This window comes from Arthrobacter sp. Z1-15 (genome assembly GCF_054792395.1).
Genome location: NZ_CP096454.1, coordinates 895,611 through 909,500, shown reverse-complemented (window position 1 = coordinate 909,500; position 13,890 = coordinate 895,611). Strand labels below are relative to the sequence as shown.

General features: G+C 65.5%; 16 protein-coding genes and 1 riboswitch. Of the genes, 4 read left to right on the top strand and 12 right to left on the bottom strand.

Annotated elements, in window-relative coordinates:
* The first annotated feature begins 18 nt into the window (after positions 1-18).
* On the top strand, positions 19-807 hold the full coding sequence (locus tag M1D40_RS04260; RefSeq protein WP_461170326.1) for an alpha/beta hydrolase family protein: 789 nt from the start codon (positions 19-21) through the stop codon (positions 805-807).
* Here the strand turns inward: M1D40_RS04260 and M1D40_RS04255 are convergent.
* The 6 genes from M1D40_RS04255 to M1D40_RS04230 all read right to left on the bottom strand — a co-directional run bounded on the left by M1D40_RS04255 (position 804) and on the right by M1D40_RS04230 (position 5,157).
* Positions 804-1,385: a 2'-5' RNA ligase family protein gene (locus M1D40_RS04255; protein WP_461170325.1), complete on the bottom strand. Its 582-nt coding sequence runs from the start codon at positions 1,383-1,385 to the stop codon at positions 804-806. The two genes, M1D40_RS04260 and M1D40_RS04255, sit on opposite strands and share 4 nt — an antisense overlap.
* 3 nt (positions 1,386-1,388) lie before the next feature.
* The gene (gene trpS, locus M1D40_RS04250) at positions 1,389-2,423 is read right to left on the bottom strand and encodes a tryptophan--tRNA ligase (RefSeq protein WP_461170324.1); all 1,035 of its coding nucleotides are present in this window, start codon (positions 2,421-2,423) and stop codon (positions 1,389-1,391) included.
* A gap of 11 nt (positions 2,424-2,434) precedes the next feature.
* Positions 2,435-3,283, bottom strand: coding sequence for an exodeoxyribonuclease III (locus M1D40_RS04245; protein WP_461170323.1), 849 nt, complete (start codon positions 3,281-3,283; stop codon positions 2,435-2,437).
* 100 nt (positions 3,284-3,383) lie between these two features.
* A complete protein-coding gene (locus M1D40_RS04240) occupies positions 3,384-3,899 on the bottom strand; it encodes a hypothetical protein (RefSeq protein ID WP_341394104.1) in 516 nt (171 codons plus the stop codon).
* Positions 3,900-3,970: 71 nt separating this feature from the next.
* The gene (locus M1D40_RS04235) at positions 3,971-4,333 is read right to left on the bottom strand and encodes a VOC family protein (RefSeq protein ID WP_341394105.1); all 363 of its coding nucleotides are present in this window, start codon (positions 4,331-4,333) and stop codon (positions 3,971-3,973) included.
* 71 nt (positions 4,334-4,404) lie between these two features.
* Positions 4,405-5,157: an SDR family NAD(P)-dependent oxidoreductase gene (locus tag M1D40_RS04230; protein WP_341394106.1), complete on the bottom strand. Its 753-nt coding sequence runs from the start codon at positions 5,155-5,157 to the stop codon at positions 4,405-4,407.
* Between the two features lie 190 nt (positions 5,158-5,347).
* Between M1D40_RS04230 and M1D40_RS04225 the strand changes: the two genes are divergently transcribed.
* A complete protein-coding gene (locus tag M1D40_RS04225) occupies positions 5,348-5,902 on the top strand; it encodes an O-acetyl-ADP-ribose deacetylase (protein ID WP_341394107.1) in 555 nt (184 codons plus the stop codon).
* Here M1D40_RS04225 and M1D40_RS04220 read toward each other — a convergent pair.
* From M1D40_RS04220 to glyA, 5 genes are all read right to left on the bottom strand, one after another.
* Entirely contained in the window at positions 5,865-6,713 is an 849-nt protein-coding gene (locus tag M1D40_RS04220; protein WP_461170322.1) for an ABC transporter permease, read from the bottom strand. The genes M1D40_RS04225 and M1D40_RS04220 overlap by 38 nt on opposite strands.
* Positions 6,710-7,615 carry an ABC transporter permease gene (locus M1D40_RS04215; protein WP_461170321.1) on the bottom strand — a complete coding sequence of 302 codons (906 nt, stop codon included), beginning with the start codon at positions 7,613-7,615 and terminating at the stop codon, positions 6,710-6,712. Before M1D40_RS04215 ends, M1D40_RS04220 begins: the two co-directional genes overlap by 4 nt.
* Positions 7,608-8,573, bottom strand: coding sequence for an ABC transporter ATP-binding protein (locus tag M1D40_RS04210; protein ID WP_341394110.1), 966 nt, complete (start codon positions 8,571-8,573; stop codon positions 7,608-7,610). Before M1D40_RS04210 ends, M1D40_RS04215 begins: the two co-directional genes overlap by 8 nt.
* Before the next feature lie 39 nt (positions 8,574-8,612).
* Complete coding sequence (locus tag M1D40_RS04205) at positions 8,613-9,506, bottom strand: bifunctional methylenetetrahydrofolate dehydrogenase/methenyltetrahydrofolate cyclohydrolase (RefSeq protein WP_341394256.1); 894 nt, start codon at positions 9,504-9,506, stop codon at positions 8,613-8,615.
* A 143-nt stretch (positions 9,507-9,649) separates the two neighbouring features.
* Complete coding sequence (gene glyA / locus M1D40_RS04200) at positions 9,650-10,933, bottom strand: serine hydroxymethyltransferase (RefSeq protein ID WP_445818889.1); 1,284 nt, start codon at positions 10,931-10,933, stop codon at positions 9,650-9,652.
* A 104-nt stretch (positions 10,934-11,037) separates the two neighbouring features.
* Positions 11,038-11,125: riboswitch (ZMP/ZTP riboswitch) on the bottom strand.
* 141 nt (positions 11,126-11,266) lie between these two features.
* On the opposite strand from glyA, the gene M1D40_RS04195 reads away from it, so the two are divergent.
* Entirely contained in the window at positions 11,267-12,475 is a 1,209-nt protein-coding gene (locus M1D40_RS04195) for an NAD(P)-binding domain-containing protein (RefSeq protein WP_461170320.1), read from the top strand.
* Here the strand turns inward: M1D40_RS04195 and M1D40_RS04190 are convergent.
* Positions 12,402-12,938 (bottom strand): GNAT family N-acetyltransferase, encoded by a 537-nt coding sequence (locus M1D40_RS04190; protein WP_461170319.1) that lies wholly within the window; start codon positions 12,936-12,938, stop codon positions 12,402-12,404. The two genes, M1D40_RS04195 and M1D40_RS04190, sit on opposite strands and share 74 nt — an antisense overlap.
* Before the next feature lie 45 nt (positions 12,939-12,983).
* On the opposite strand from M1D40_RS04190, the gene purU reads away from it, so the two are divergent.
* On the top strand, positions 12,984-13,874 hold the full coding sequence (purU, locus tag M1D40_RS04185; protein WP_341394113.1) for a formyltetrahydrofolate deformylase: 891 nt from the start codon (positions 12,984-12,986) through the stop codon (positions 13,872-13,874).
* The last annotated feature ends 16 nt before the right edge of the window (positions 13,875-13,890 follow it).

Genomic DNA, 13,890 nt, shown 5'->3' with positions numbered 1-13,890 from the left:
CCCGTCTAAGGTAAGTCCATGCCAACGTTTGAATCCGTTTCCTTTCCCGGCGTCAACGACACCACGCTGGCCGGCACGATCGATGTGCCCGACGGCGAAACCCGCGGGTGGGCGGTGTTCTGCCACGGCTTCACGCTGGGCAAGAACAGCGCTGCGGCCTCAAGGATCTCCAAGGCCCTGGCCGGGCACGGAATCGGCGTCCTGCGCTACGATGCGGCGGGTCTGGGCGGTTCCAGCGGAGCCTGGGAGGAGGGCACGTTCAGCACCAAGGTGGCTGACATCCAGAGCGCGGTTGACTACCTGCGCGGGCAGGGCCGGAGTGTCTCCCTGCTGATCGGGCATTCGCTCGGCGGTGCGGCGGTCCTGGCCGCCGCCGGGAGCATTCCGGAACTGGATGCCGTGGTGACGATCGGCGCCCCGTCCCGTCCTTCCCACGTCCTCCACCTGTTCGAGGACGAGATGCAGACCATCCGCGACCAGGGATCCGCGCAGGTGGACCTGGGCGGGCGGAACCTGCAGATCCGGGAGGAGCTCCTTCAGGACCTGTCGTCGCATGACCTAAGCGGATGTATCAGCGACCTGCACCTGCCGCTGCTCGTCATGCACTCCCCCAGCGACAACACCGTCGGCATCGACAATGCGAGCGAGATTTTCTCGCTGGCGAGGCACCCCCGAAATTTTATTTCGCTCGAAGGCAGCGACCACCTGATGGTGGACCGGGCGCAAACCAGCCGGGCCGCCGACATTATCGCCGCGTGGGCCGCCGTCTATCTGCCAGGAAATGACGGAGCGGCTGAGCCCGGCTAGCCCCGGAGCTCCACTTCCTCGCGGAGCTTCCAGAGGCCGGTGGCATCGTGCTCGAACAAGCCGATCGTGTTCACAGTAAAGCGGGCGCCATAGTGGCGCAGTGTATGCATGGCACTGTCCATCCCGGCGTCGCTGACGTCGTGGGCCACCGTGACGTGGGGGTGGTACGGGAAGGGCAGATTGCGTGCCAGCGGGCCGCTCTGCATTTCCTTATGCAGGGCCGTACACTCGTCATACCCTTCATCGAGCTGCAGATATACCACCGGAGAGACGGGGCGGAACGTTGCTGTGCCGCGCAGGGAAACATCAAACGGTGCGTGGTTGGCCGCCACCCTGCGCACGTGTTCGGCTGACGCGTCCCAGTCATCCGTCTCCGTGGTGGTCACCACGGTAATGTGGGCCGGAATAACCGCTGCCATTGGGTCGCCGAAGGAAGCCCTCGCGTTCCGCAGTTCCGTGGCCATCGGCTCCGGAACTGCGATGACGATCCCCACGCAGGTGCACCCGGGCTCGTCAGTAACGCCGTCGACGACGCCGCCGGCGGTATCTGCCTGGACCAGTGGATTCCAAAGACTCATCGGTCAGACCGCGGTGGAGCCCAAAGGTAGGAAGCCTACTTTGTTGTACACATCGGCCAGTGTAACCGATGCCGTTTCCCTCGCCTTGGAGGCGCCCACCGCAAGAAGCCGGTCAAGCTCCGCCGGATCCTCGAGCAGGTACAGCGCACGCTCACGGATGGGGCGGATGTGCTCGGTAACAGCCTCAGCCAGATCGACCTTGAGGTGGCCGTACATTTTTCCTTCGTATTCCTTCACCAGCGTGTCCACGCTCTGCCCGGAGACCAGGGAGTAAATGGACAGCAGGTTGGAGATACCGGGCTTGGCCTCACGGTCGAAACGGATCTCCGTACCGTCGTCGGTCACAGCGGACTTGATGCGCTTGGAAATCACCTTGTCCGGGTCCAGCAGATTAATCAGCCCGGCGGGAGACGCGGCGGATTTGGACATCTTCGCTGCCGGATTCTGCAGATCGTAGATTTTGGCGGCAGCCTTCTGGACAAAGACCTCCGGAATGGTGAAGGTCTCGCCGTAGCGGGAGTTGAAACGCTTGGCGAGGTCCCGGCTGAGTTCCACGTGCTGGCGCTGGTCCTCGCCCACGGGAACGCCGTGCGGGTTGTACAGCAGGATGTCGGCGACCTGCAGGATCGGGTAGGTGAACAGGCCCACGGAGGCTGCGTCGGCGCCGAACCGCTGCTGCTTGTCCTTGAACTGGGTCATCCGGGAGGCTTCCCCGAAACCCGTCAGGCAGTTCAGGACCCAGGCGAGCTGCGCGTGCTCGGGAACCTGGGACTGTACAAAGAGGGTGGCCTTGTCCACATCGACGCCGCCGGCAATGTACTGGGCGGCAGTGACGCGCGTGCGCTGGCGCAGATCTGCGGGGTCCTGCGGGACGGTGATCGCGTGCAGGTCCGGGATGAAGAAGTAGGCGTCGTACTCCTCCTGGAGCCGGACCCAGTTCACCAGCGCGCCGAGGTAATTGCCCAGGTGCAGCGAGTCGGCGGAGGGCTGCATCCCTGACAGGATGCGCTGGCGGCCGGAAGCGGTGGATGTGCTCATGGTTTTGACCCTTAGAACTGGTAGTCGACCACTACAGGAGCGTGGTCTGAGAAGCGGCTGTCGTAGGTGGCGGCACGGTCAACGACGGCGGAAACGGCGCGTTCCGCCAATTCCGGCGTTGCCAGCTGGTAATCAATACGCCAGCCGCTGTCGTTGTCGAAGGCCTGGCCGCGCCAGGACCACCAGGTGTAGGGACCGGGAACGTCGCCGGCCAGCTTGCGGGCCACATCGGCGTAGCCAATCTCCTGGCCGAGGAACCGGTCAAAGTAAGCGCGTTCCTCGGGGAGGAACCCGGCCCGCTTCACGTTGCCTTTCCAATTCTTGATGTCCAGTTCGGTGTGCCCGACGTTCAGGTCCCCCACCACCAGGACAAAGTCGCTCTCCTGCTTCAGCGCGGGAAGCCGCTGCGCCATAACGTCCAGGAAGCGGTACTTGTCCACCTGCTTGGGGGTGTCAACCTCGCCGGAATGGACGTAGGCGCTAATCACTGTCAGGAGTTTCTCCGCGCCGTCCACGGGGATCTTGAAGTCAGCTTCGACCCAGCGTCCGGACAGGGCAAAGTAATCATCGCCAATGTGTTCACGGGTGGCTGCGGGGGCGATCCGGGAGGCGATGGCCACCCCGGCGCGTCCCTTGGCTTCGGCTTCGGCGTGCAGGATGTGCCATTCGTCGCCCAGGAGTTCACGGACGACGGCGTCGGGCGCGCGGACTTCCTGGAGGCAGAGGATGTCCACTTCGCGCTCCGCCAGCCAGTCGGCCATGCCCCGCTTGTAGGCGGCACGGATGCCGTTCACGTTCACTGTCGCAATGCGCAGTGCCTTTGCCGGATCGGCTGCTTCTCCTGCTGATGCCAAACTCACGCGAATAACCATACTCCTCAGTAGCAATGCGGTTCATCTTTGACCGCGGGCCGCAGTGGGGCCCCTGCGTGCGGTCGTGGGGAAAGCGGGGCGGACGCCGCTAGTCCACCAGGGTGCCCTCAACCGGGCCGCCGTCGGCTTTTTTGATCATTGAACGCGCGTTGTGGGACGTGATTTCGATGGTTTCCAGGGCGCGGCTGACCTGGCCCTCGTCCTTGCCGAGGTTGTCACGGATCACGCGGGACTGTACCTCGATAATCTTGAAACTGTGATCCAGCTTCTGGTCGCGGATGGTGGTGGACTCGTCAACAACCTGCACCGACGGCGTTCCTCCCGCGGCACGGGTCAGAGTGTCCTGCGCTTCGGCCAGCTTCGCGCCGGCTTTGCGGGCCGCCCCGCGGACGCTGAAAACCACAAACGCAAACAGGCACAGCCATCCCAGCGAGATGATGACAACCAGCCACCCCACGACGTCGTTCTCATTCGCCGCGAATACCACGGCCACCAGGAAGACGATCAGCATGAGGGTCATACCGTAGGTCGCCATTTTCTGGCTCACCCCGCGGCGGGCTTTGGACGTGGGCTGCGGCTTATTGCCGTTGGGGAGCGACTGCATGGCTTCATTGTCTCAAACTCGGAGCCCAGCCGTTAAACCGTCCTCCCGGGGCGAAATCGCAGCGCCGGCGGCTACCACGCCACGAGGCAGAAAGGGTGGCCGGCGGGGTCCAGGAAAACCCGGAACGACTCGGTGCCGCTGTCCATTCCGGTGGCCCCCAGTGCCAGGACCTGCGCCTCCGCCAGGTCCAGGTCGGCCACCTTCACGTCCAGGTGCAGCTGCTGCGGAATGTCCTGCCCCGGCCACTGCGGCGGCGTGTAGCCGGACACCTGCTGGAAGGCGAGCGCCGGCCGGTCCGGTGCATCGCCGATGGTGATCCAGGATCCGTCTGCCTCGTGCTCCACCCGGATCATGCCCAGAAGGTCTTCGTAAAAGGATGCAAGCGCGTCCGGGTCGGGGCAGTCAAAGACCGTGGCATGCCAGGATCCGATCATCAGCGTTCTCCTTGCTCGCAGGACGGTGGCCGGCGGGCTCGGACAGCACGGCGGCCGGGTGCAGCGGCAGCTTACTGCGTGGTGTACGCCCCGTCCACGGCGTACTGGGCACCGGTGACAAACGCCGCCCGGTCCGAGAGCAGGAACAGGACAACCTGCGCCACCTCGTCTGCGGTGCCCAGCCTCCCGGCCGGGTGCATCCCCACCAGCGAGGCATAGGCTTCCTCCGGCAGTGCTTCAAGCAGCGGGGTGTCGATGTAGCCGGGATGCACCGAATTGATGCGGATGCCCTGGTTGGCGTAACCCAGCGCCGCAGCGCGTGTCATACCGGTCACGCCGTGCTTGGCGGCGACGTAGGGGACGGCGGTGGCGGATCCGACCAGGCCAAGGATGGAGGACATGTTCACGATCGAACCCCCGCCGGCCTTCTGCATTTCGGGGATTTGGTAGAACATCCCGTAGAACACGGAGTTCAGGTTCACGTCGATAACCCGCCGGTAGCCTTCCAGGTCAATCTCCGTGACCAGGCCCAGCGGTCCGCTGATGCCGGCGTTGTTGAACGCCAGGTGCAGGCCGCCGAACTCGCTCACGGCGGTATCCACCGCGCCTTTGACATCGTCGGCGCTGCCCACATCCCCGACTGACGCCACGGCGGTTCCCCCTGCTTCCGAAATCTGGTTGACCACTGCCTGCGCGGCCTCCAGATCGAGGTCGTTCACCACGACGGCGGCACCTTCCGCAGCCAGCGCGACCGCGGTCGCTTTGCCGATTCCCGACCCGGCCCCCGTCACAAGAGCCGTCTTTCCGTCAAACTGGTCAGCCATGGTCATTCCTCCGGTTTCCGCCCCGGGCGCTGCAGTCGTCAGGGCGATGAGCTTCGGGTGCGGTCAAAGCAGCGGCACCCTCCCGTCCCATGATCCGGCCCCGTTCCCTGTTTCGGAAGGTTCGGCACCGGGACGGAACGCTTTGCTGCCCGACTGGTCCGCCCGCCCGGCCGGGTGGAAGACTGGCCGGATGCAGATACGCATCAGCAACGGAGACATCACCGCCAGCACTGCGGACGCCATAGTGAACGCCGCTAATTCCTCGCTGCTCGGCGGCGGGGGCGTGGACGGAGCGATCCACCGTGCGGCGGGGCCGGGCTTGCTGGCAGCCTGCCGCGAGCTGCGGCGCAGCTCCTGGCCCGGCGGCCTTCCCACCGGCGAAGCCGCGGCCACCCCCGCCTTCGAGCTGCCGGCACGCTGGGTCATCCACACCGTCGGCCCCAATGCCCGGGCCGGGGAAACCGACCCGGCGCTGCTGGAGTCCTGCTTCCGCAGGTCCCTGGACGTTGCCGAAGAACTCGGCGCCGAAACGGTGGCCTTCCCCGCCGTCAGCGCCGGCGTCTACGGCTGGAACCCGGCAACCGTGGCCGAGGTGGCCCTGCGGACGGTTCGGGATTATCCGGCCCGTACAGTCCGGTCCGTGGAGTTCGTGCTTTTCGGCGAACCCACCGAGCAGGTTTTCCGCAGGGCGTGGCAGGAACTGGCTGCTACTTCAAAAACAGGGACCGAAGACGACTCGTCGTGACCACCAAACCCAAACCGATCATGACCACGAAGTAGAGCAGGTGGCCGGCGGTTGCCCAGGTCAGCATGCCCACGCTGAGCTGGCGCATCATTTCCACTCCATGCCAGAGCGGCATCGCCTGAATTACCCATTGGAGGCCCTGGGGGTACACGCTCAGCGGATAGAACGTGGCGGAGAACAGGAACATGGGCAGCATGACAAAATTCACCCACTCCAGCTGCTGGAAGGTCTTCATGCAACTGGTGATCGCCATGCCGAAGGAGGCAAACCCGAAGGCCACCACCACGGCAGCGGGAATCATGAGCAGCGCCCAGGGAGAAGTCACCAGCCCCATGGCCGCCATGACAGCTGTGAAGCCCGTTGCGTACATGGCACCGCGGAGCAGCGCCAGCAGGATTTCCCCGAGTGCGACGTCGAGGGGCCCCAGCGAGGTGGCAAGCATGCCTTCGTAGAGCTTGGCGTAATTGAGTTTGAAGAACACGTTCATGGTGGAGTCGTAAACGGCTCCGTTCATTGCTGAAACGGCCAGCAGTGCCGGGGCAATGTAGTTCGCGTACCCGATCTCTTCGCCGCCCGGGCCGGCAACGGTGCCAATCAGGGAACCCAGTCCAATGCCCATGGCCATCAGGTACAGCACCGGTTCCACGAACCCGCTGAGCATGACGGCCCAGTTGCTGCCCCACGTGGCCTTCAGCCCGCGGGCGAACACCGCCCGGATGTTTCGGGCATAGAGGGATCCCAGGAAGCGGCCCTTCGGATCCAGCTGTTCGGGTGCCAGGCGCGGCGGCGCCGTCGTGTTTTCTGCGGTCATTTTCCCAGCCTCCGGGTGAAGTTCCGGCGTGCCAGGACCCAGCCGACAAAGCCGAGAAGCAGCAGATACGCCACGTGGACCGCCGTGAGTGCCGGAGCCTCGGCGTAGCCGTAGCTGAGGATCCGGCCGAGCTCGGTGGAGTGCCACAGCGGAGAAATCCAGCCGATCCAGCGGATGGCCCCGGGCAGGGATTCCAGTGGAAAGAAGGTGCCGGAGAACAGGAACAGCGGCATCACAATGAAGCGCTGCACCATGGCAAACTGCCCCTTGTCCTGCTCCAGGGACGCGCTGTAGGCCATCAGCGGCATGCCGAAGGCCACGCCGCCAAGGATCGCGGTGAAAATCATCAGCCAGGCGGTGCCCGGCTGCTCCACTGCACCGAAGAGCAGCAGGAACACAAAGTACGGGGCGGTGGTGATCAGCATCCGGACCGAGAAGCCGATCAGGTGCCCGTCCACCAGCTGATTACTGGAAAGCGGCGACGCGTTGGGACCGTAGTAAGTGCGCTGCCATCTGAAGCCGCCCATCACCATGTAGGTGTTTTCTTCGGCCGCCACCATGATGGCGGCGGTGGCCAGCAGGGCTGGAGCCACGAAGACGAGGTAGGAGACCGTGGTCCCGTCGCCGGCGTCGAACGTCGCGTCACCGGTGTCCACCAGCGACGCCAGCCCCACGCCCATACCAAAGAGGTACACCAGAGGGGTGCCCACCGCCGTCATGAGCACGGTCCACCCGTAGCCGCGCATGCGCCGGATCCAGTGCTCTGCGTAGTAAATGGCACCAAAGCGCCGGGTCCGGGATGCGGTCTGCTCCGGTGTCAGCGGAGAGCGCAGTCCCAGCACGGGATGCCGGTTTGCCCCCTCTTCCCCCGCCGGCGCGCCTGAAAGCTGGCGCTCAGTCAATGAGGCTCCTACCGGTAAGCCGGAGGAACACGTCTTCCAGGGAAGATCGGCGCACCAGCGAGGTGATGGGATGCAGCCCGCGGGAGCTGACCCCTTCCAGGGCCGCCTCGCCGTCCTCTGCGTAGATAAGGACGCGGTCCGGGAGTGTTTCGATCCGGCTCCCGATTCCTTCCAGTTCACCTGCCACCGTGGTGTTGCGCTCAGAACCAAAGCGCAGTTCCAGCACTTCCCTCGTGGAGTGCTCACGGATCAGGGCAGCAGGAGATCCTTCCGCCATGATCTTGCCCTTGTCCACCACCACCAGGCGGTCACAGAGCTGCTCCGCTTCATCCATGTAGTGGGTGGTCAGGATCAGCGTGACCCCGGCTTCCTTGAGCCGGAACAGCCGGTCCCAGAGGATGTGCCGCGCCTGGGGGTCCAGGCCGGTGGTCGGTTCGTCCAGCAGCAGGATCTTGGGATCATTGATCAGCGACCGTGCGATGGTCAGCCGCCGCTTCATTCCGCCGGAGAGGGACTCAATCCGGTCCTTGGCCTTGTCCGTCAGCTGGGCGAATTCCAGCAGCTCATCGGCCTTGGGCCCCAGGTAACTCTTGGGCAGGCCGAAGTACCGGCCGTAGGCCAGGAGGTTTTCGCGCACACGCAGGTCTTCATCCAGATTGTCCTGCTGCGGCACCACCCCCAGGTGGGCGCGCACTTCGGGTCCGTACCGGTCCGGGTCCAGTCCCATGACGGTGAGGTCGCCGGACGTGCGCGATGACACGCCGCCGATCATTTTCATGGTGGTGGACTTGCCGGCGCCGTTGGGGCCGAGGAGCCCAAAGGACTCCCCCGCCGGGACGTCGAAGCTGATGCCGTCCACGGCATGGAAATCACCGTAGGTCTTGCGGAGGTTCCGGGCTGAGATGACGGTGGAGGAGGCGGTCTTGGGGACAGTCGGGGCTGATGTGATCTGCGGCACTCGAACAGCGTAGTGCACCAGCCCCGACCTGAGGAACAGTTAGGCGAGGATGCCCGCTGCGCGCTCAGCCGCCTCCACCACGTTGGAGAGCAGCATGGCCCGGGTCATGGGCCCCACTCCCCCCGGGTTCGGGGAAATCCAGGACGCGACGTCGGCCGCGGCTTTCTCCACGTCGCCGGTGAGGGTGGTCTTGCCCGTCTCGGGGTCGGTGACCCGGGTGACCCCCACATCCAGGACAATCGCTCCGGGCTTGAGATCCTCTGCCCGAATCATTTCCGGGAACCCGGCGGCAGCCACCACCACGTCGGCTTCCTGCAGGTGCGCATAGAGGTCCACCGTTCCGGTGTGCGCCAGGGTGACCGTCGCGTTGATCGGGCGGCGGGTGAGCAGCAGGCCCAGCGGCCGGCCGACGGTCACGCCGCGGCCCACCACCAGCACCTTTTTCCCGTTGAGCGAAATGCCGTTGCGCACCAGCAGCTGGACAATCCCGTGCGGAGTGCAGGGCAGCGGCGACGTCATGGGTTCGCTGACATTCAGCACGAGGCGTCCCAGATTCACCGGGTGCAGGCCGTCGGCATCCTTTTCCGGAGCGATGCGTTCCAGAATGGCGTTGGTGTCAATGTGCGCCGGCAGCGGCAGCTGGACTATGTAGCCGGTGGTGGCCGGATCCCCGTTCAGCTCGTCGATGACCTTTTCCAGGTCTTCCTGGCTGATGTCTGCCGGCAGGTCGCGGCGGATGGAGTTGATGCCCACCTGCGCGCAGTCCTTGTGTTTGCCGCCCACGTAGGAGTGCGAGGCGGGGTCATCGCCCACCAGCACGGTTCCCAGCCCCGGGGTGACGCCGTGTTCGTCCTTCAGGACCGCCACGCGCTGCGCCAGTTCATCCTTGATGTCCTTCGCAGCCTTGCGGCCGTCCAGGATCTGAGCGGCCACGGGAGTGCCGAAATCGGTCTTTTCCTTCTTCTCCCAGCCCAGGTTCACACCGTTTTCCTCGGTCTCTTCAGGGGAGCTCTCCGGGGTGCCGGTGTTCTCCGCCGTGATGGAGCCTTCCATGTTGGTTCCCTTCTCCATGCTGATTACCACTCTTCCTGTCCCGGATACAGCGGGAAATTCTCGGCAAGCGCGGTGACCCGCGCCCGCAGTGCCTCGACATCGGGGGACGGTTTCAGGGCGGCCGCAATGATCTCGGCCACCTCGGTGAACTCCCGGGCACCGAAGCCGCGGGTTGCCAGGGCGGGAGTGCCGATGCGCAGTCCGGAGGTGACCATCGGCGGGCGGGGATCAAACGGAACCGAGTTGCGGTTCACGGTGATTCCCACGGAGTGCAGCAGATCCTCGGCCTGCTTGCCGTCCAGGGCGGAGCGGCGCAGGTCAACCAGGATCAGGTGGACGTCGGTGCCGCCGGTGAGGACGGACACCCCGTGTTCGGCGACGTCCGGCGCGGTGAGCCTCTCGGCGATGATCCGTGCGCCCTCGAGAACGCGTTCCTGCCGTTCCCGGAACTCCTCGGAGCCGGCAATCTTGAAGGCCACGGCCTTGGCAGCGATGACGTGCATCAGCGGCCCGCCCTGCTGGCCGGGGAAGACGCTGGAGTTCAGCTTTTTGCCGTACTGCTCCTTGGCCAGGATCACTCCCGAGCGGGGGCCGGCCAGGGTCTTGTGCACGGTGGAGGTGACGACGTCGGAAGCCGGCACCGGGTTCGGGTGCAGGCCGGCGGCCACGAGCCCGGCGAAGTGCGCCATGTCGGTCCACAGCAAGGCGCCCGCCTCATCGGCGATGGAGCGGAAAGCCTCGAAATCCAGCTGCCGGGGATAGGCGGACCATCCGGCTACGATGACCTGCGGGCGTTCGGCCAGCGCCTGCTCCCGGACCTTGTCCATGTCCACGCGGCAGGTCTGCTCGTCCACGCCGTACGCTGCAACCTCGTAGAGCTTGCCGGAGAAGTTCAGCTTCATGCCGTGGGTCAGGTGCCCGCCGTGGGCCAGGTTCAGGCCCATCAGCTTGTCACCCGGCTTGATCATGGCGGCCAGCGCCGCCGCGTTGGCGGATGCACCGGAATGCGGCTGGACGTTGGCGAACTCGGCGCCGAACAGGGCCTTGACCCGTTCGATGGCCAGATTCTCGGCAACGTCAACGTGCTCGCAGCCGCCGTAATAGCGCCGGCCCGGATATCCTTCGGCATATTTGTTGGTCAGGACCGATCCCTGGGCTTCCAGAACCGACCGCGGCGCGAAGTTCTCCGACGCAATCATTTCCAGGGTGTTGCGCTGGCGGGCCAGTTCATCATTCAGGACGGCGGCAATTTCCGGATCGACGTCGGATAACTTCGCGTCGGTCACGGACTGGGTGGACAGTCTCACAAGGATCTCCTGGGAAAGGGGTTCTATGGGTCAGGCTACCTGCCGGCACCCCCGCACTCGTTGAAGAACGGGAGCGTCCGGGCATGCAAACAGAGGGTGGCTTGACCTCCGGCCCAGGCGTGCGATCCGTGGTCTGTGATGCTTGGCCGCTCCCTGGTGGTGGTCCACCTAACGCCAGTTGCGACTTTTTCATCGTACCGGATCAGGTGCGGCGGACACCCCTGTGTGTCGTATCCGGACTCGGAAGCGCCTACGGAATCAGGCACTGCGGAATAGGCACCGGGTGCTCGCCGGTTGAAGCAACCTGGGAAGGACCGAATGAAGGGCAGGCGGATGGTGCAGGAGCAAACTGTTGACGTGGCGGTGATTGGAGCCGGCCAGGCCGGGCTGAGCGCCGCCTATTACCTGCAGCGCCGCGGGCTGGTAGCCGGGTCCGGGTTTGTGGTGCTTGACGCGAACGAGGGGCCGGGCGGGGCATGGCGGCACCGGTGGGATTCGCTGACGCTCGGTTCCGTCCACGGCATCCATGACCTGCCGCGCTCGGCGCTGGGCACTCCGGATCCCCGGGAGCCGGCGTCTTCCGTCGTCAGCCGGTACTACGGAGACTACGAGGCCGAATTCGGGCTGAACGTGCAGCGCCCGGTGCGGGTGCTCAAGGTCTCTGCCACGGGGGACGGACACAGGGACGGACACAGGGACGACCACAGGGACGGACACGGCGGCGGGCTGCTGCGGATCGACACCGACAGCGGAGCATGGCAGGCACGGGCTGTCATCAATGCCACCGGAACGTGGGACAAGCCCTATTGGCCCCGCTATCCCGGGCAGGAGAACTTCGGCGGACTCCAGCTGCACACCCATGATTTCCGCAGCGCCGCGGATTTCGCCGGCCGCCGCGTGCTGGTGGTGGGCGGCGGAACCTCCGCGCTCCAGTTCCTGCTGCAGCTAAATGACGCCGGTGCGCAGACGGTCTGGTCCACCCGCCGCCCGCCCGAGTTCACCCGGACGCCCTTTGATACGGAATGGGGCCGGGAGGTCGAACAGCGGGTCAGCGAGCGCACCCGCGGCGGGCTTCCTCCACTGAGTGTCGTGGCCGCCACCGGGCTGCCGCTGACGCCCCAATACCAGGCAGGGATCGACGACGGCGTCCTCGTCTCCCGCGGTCCGCTCACCCGGATCACGGCGGACGGAGTGGTCTTTGCCGACGGCAGTACCGCCGAGGCGGACGTTATTCTCTGGGCCACGGGCTTCCGGGCGGCTCTGGATCATCTGGCCTCCCTGCGGCTGCGCGAACCCGGAGGCGGTATCCGCATGAACGGACCGCAGGTGCACAGGCTTCCGCAGTTGTTCCTGGTGGGTTACGGCGAGTCTGCTTCTACGCTTGGCGCCACGCGCGCGGGGCGGGCTGCCGCGACGGCTGCCCTGGACCTGCTGGGCGCCGGGGTCTCCGGCCGCCCGGGCCAGGCCGCTATTCCACGTCCTCCCAGGAGAACTCAGTCCGGCTCCCCCGCTCCCAGTCGCGGCGCAGTATCGCGTACGTGACCGAAGCAATCCGTCCGCCCTCGTCCAGCTGCCAATCCTCACGGTAGTGGGCTTCCTTGAGGAACCCGGCACGCAGGAAGGTCTTCCGCATGGCGATGTTGTCCTCCCGGGTCCGCCCCGCAAACCGGTGGGCCTCCGGCTGGCCGGTAAAGACCATGGAAGTCAGTGCCTGCAGAACCGGCACCCCGGCGCCCTGGCCCCGGGCTTCCTCCACCAGCCGCAAGTCAAAGGTCGGACACTGGCTGCCCAGGCGCTCCACGATCACCAGCCCCAGCCGCTGGTTGTCTCCGTACACCCAATAGGTGCGTACGCCGTCGGCGTCAAAACGCCCGTCCATCACCAGCTGACGCACCAGCTCCTCCGACGGCGCGGTGATCCGGTGGTACGGAAAACTGTTGGTGGTCAGGAACTTGACCAGCTCCTCGACGTCCTTATCGGAGAGCAGCATGAAGGTTACGTCCATTTCCTTAGCCTAAAGGAGGGCCCCGCCGGCGGGTAACCTTGAAGGGTGACCGACTTTCCCGCTTCCTCCGCTGTCTCGGCCCCCGCCCCGAGCTCTTCCGCCTACACGCTGACCCTGTCCTGCCCGGACCAGCCCGGAATCGTCCATGCCGTTTCCGGCGGCCTTGTCGCCGCCCGCGGAAACATCACCGAGTCCCAGCAGTACGGCAGCCAGGAAACCGGTACCTTCTTCATGCGCGTCGACTTCACCGCGCCCGGAACGCACGCCGAAGTGCGGGACACCCTGGCGCCGGTGGCCCGGGAATTCGGGATGGAGTGGCAGCTGCACGCCGCCGGAGCGCCGGTACGGACCCTCATCATGGTCTCCAAGTCCGGGCACTGCCTGAATGACCTGCTCTTCCGCCAGCGTGCCGGAACGCTGCCCATCGAGATCCCGGCCATCGTGTCCAACCATCAGGACCTGGCCGGGCTGGCTGCCTTCTACGGCGTTCCCTTTCACCACATCCCGGTGGAGCCGGGCCGCAAGGAAGCGGCGGAAGACCAGCTGCGGGCGCTGATGCAGGACTTGGACATCGAACTCGTGGTTCTTGCCCGCTACATGCAGATCCTCAGCAACGAGTTGTGCCGCGACCTCTCCGGCCGCGCCATCAACATTCATCATTCCTTCCTGCCCTCGTTCAAGGGTGCCCGGCCCTACCACCAGGCTCATGCCCGGGGCGTAAAACTCATCGGCGCCACCGCGCACTATGTCACGTCCGATCTGGACGAGGGGCCGATTATCGAACAGGAAGTCATCCGGGTGGACCACGCCCGGTCAGCGCCGCAGCTGGTCGCACTGGGCAGCGACGTCGAAGGCCGGACCCTGTCCAAGGCTGTGCAGTGGCACGCCGAGCACCGCGTGCTGCTGGACGGAAAGCGGACCATCGTCTTCAACTGATGCGGGTGCCGCTCCG

Bases quoted from the DNA above. Each gene is read 5' to 3' on its own strand.
- M1D40_RS04260 (WP_461170326.1), top strand. From the start codon at position 19: ATGCCAACGTTTGAATCCGTTTCCTTTCCCGGCGTCAACGACACCACG.
- M1D40_RS04235 (WP_341394105.1), bottom strand. From the start codon at position 4,333: ATGATCGGATCCTGGCATGCCACGGTCTTTGACTGCCCCGACCCGGAC.
- M1D40_RS04195 (WP_461170320.1), top strand. From the start codon at position 11,267: ATGGTGCAGGAGCAAACTGTTGACGTGGCGGTGATTGGAGCCGGCCAG.
- M1D40_RS04220 (WP_461170322.1), bottom strand. From the start codon at position 6,713: ATGACCGCAGAAAACACGACGGCGCCGCCGCGCCTGGCACCCGAACAG.
- M1D40_RS04230 (WP_341394106.1), bottom strand. From the start codon at position 5,157: ATGGCTGACCAGTTTGACGGAAAGACGGCTCTTGTGACGGGGGCCGGG.
- M1D40_RS04240 (WP_341394104.1), bottom strand. From the start codon at position 3,899: ATGCAGTCGCTCCCCAACGGCAATAAGCCGCAGCCCACGTCCAAAGCC.
- M1D40_RS04225 (WP_341394107.1), top strand. From the start codon at position 5,348: ATGCAGATACGCATCAGCAACGGAGACATCACCGCCAGCACTGCGGAC.
- M1D40_RS04255 (WP_461170325.1), bottom strand. From the start codon at position 1,385: ATGAGTCTTTGGAATCCACTGGTCCAGGCAGATACCGCCGGCGGCGTC.
- M1D40_RS04190 (WP_461170319.1), bottom strand. From the start codon at position 12,938: ATGGACGTAACCTTCATGCTGCTCTCCGATAAGGACGTCGAGGAGCTG.
- trpS (WP_461170324.1), bottom strand. From the start codon at position 2,423: ATGAGCACATCCACCGCTTCCGGCCGCCAGCGCATCCTGTCAGGGATG.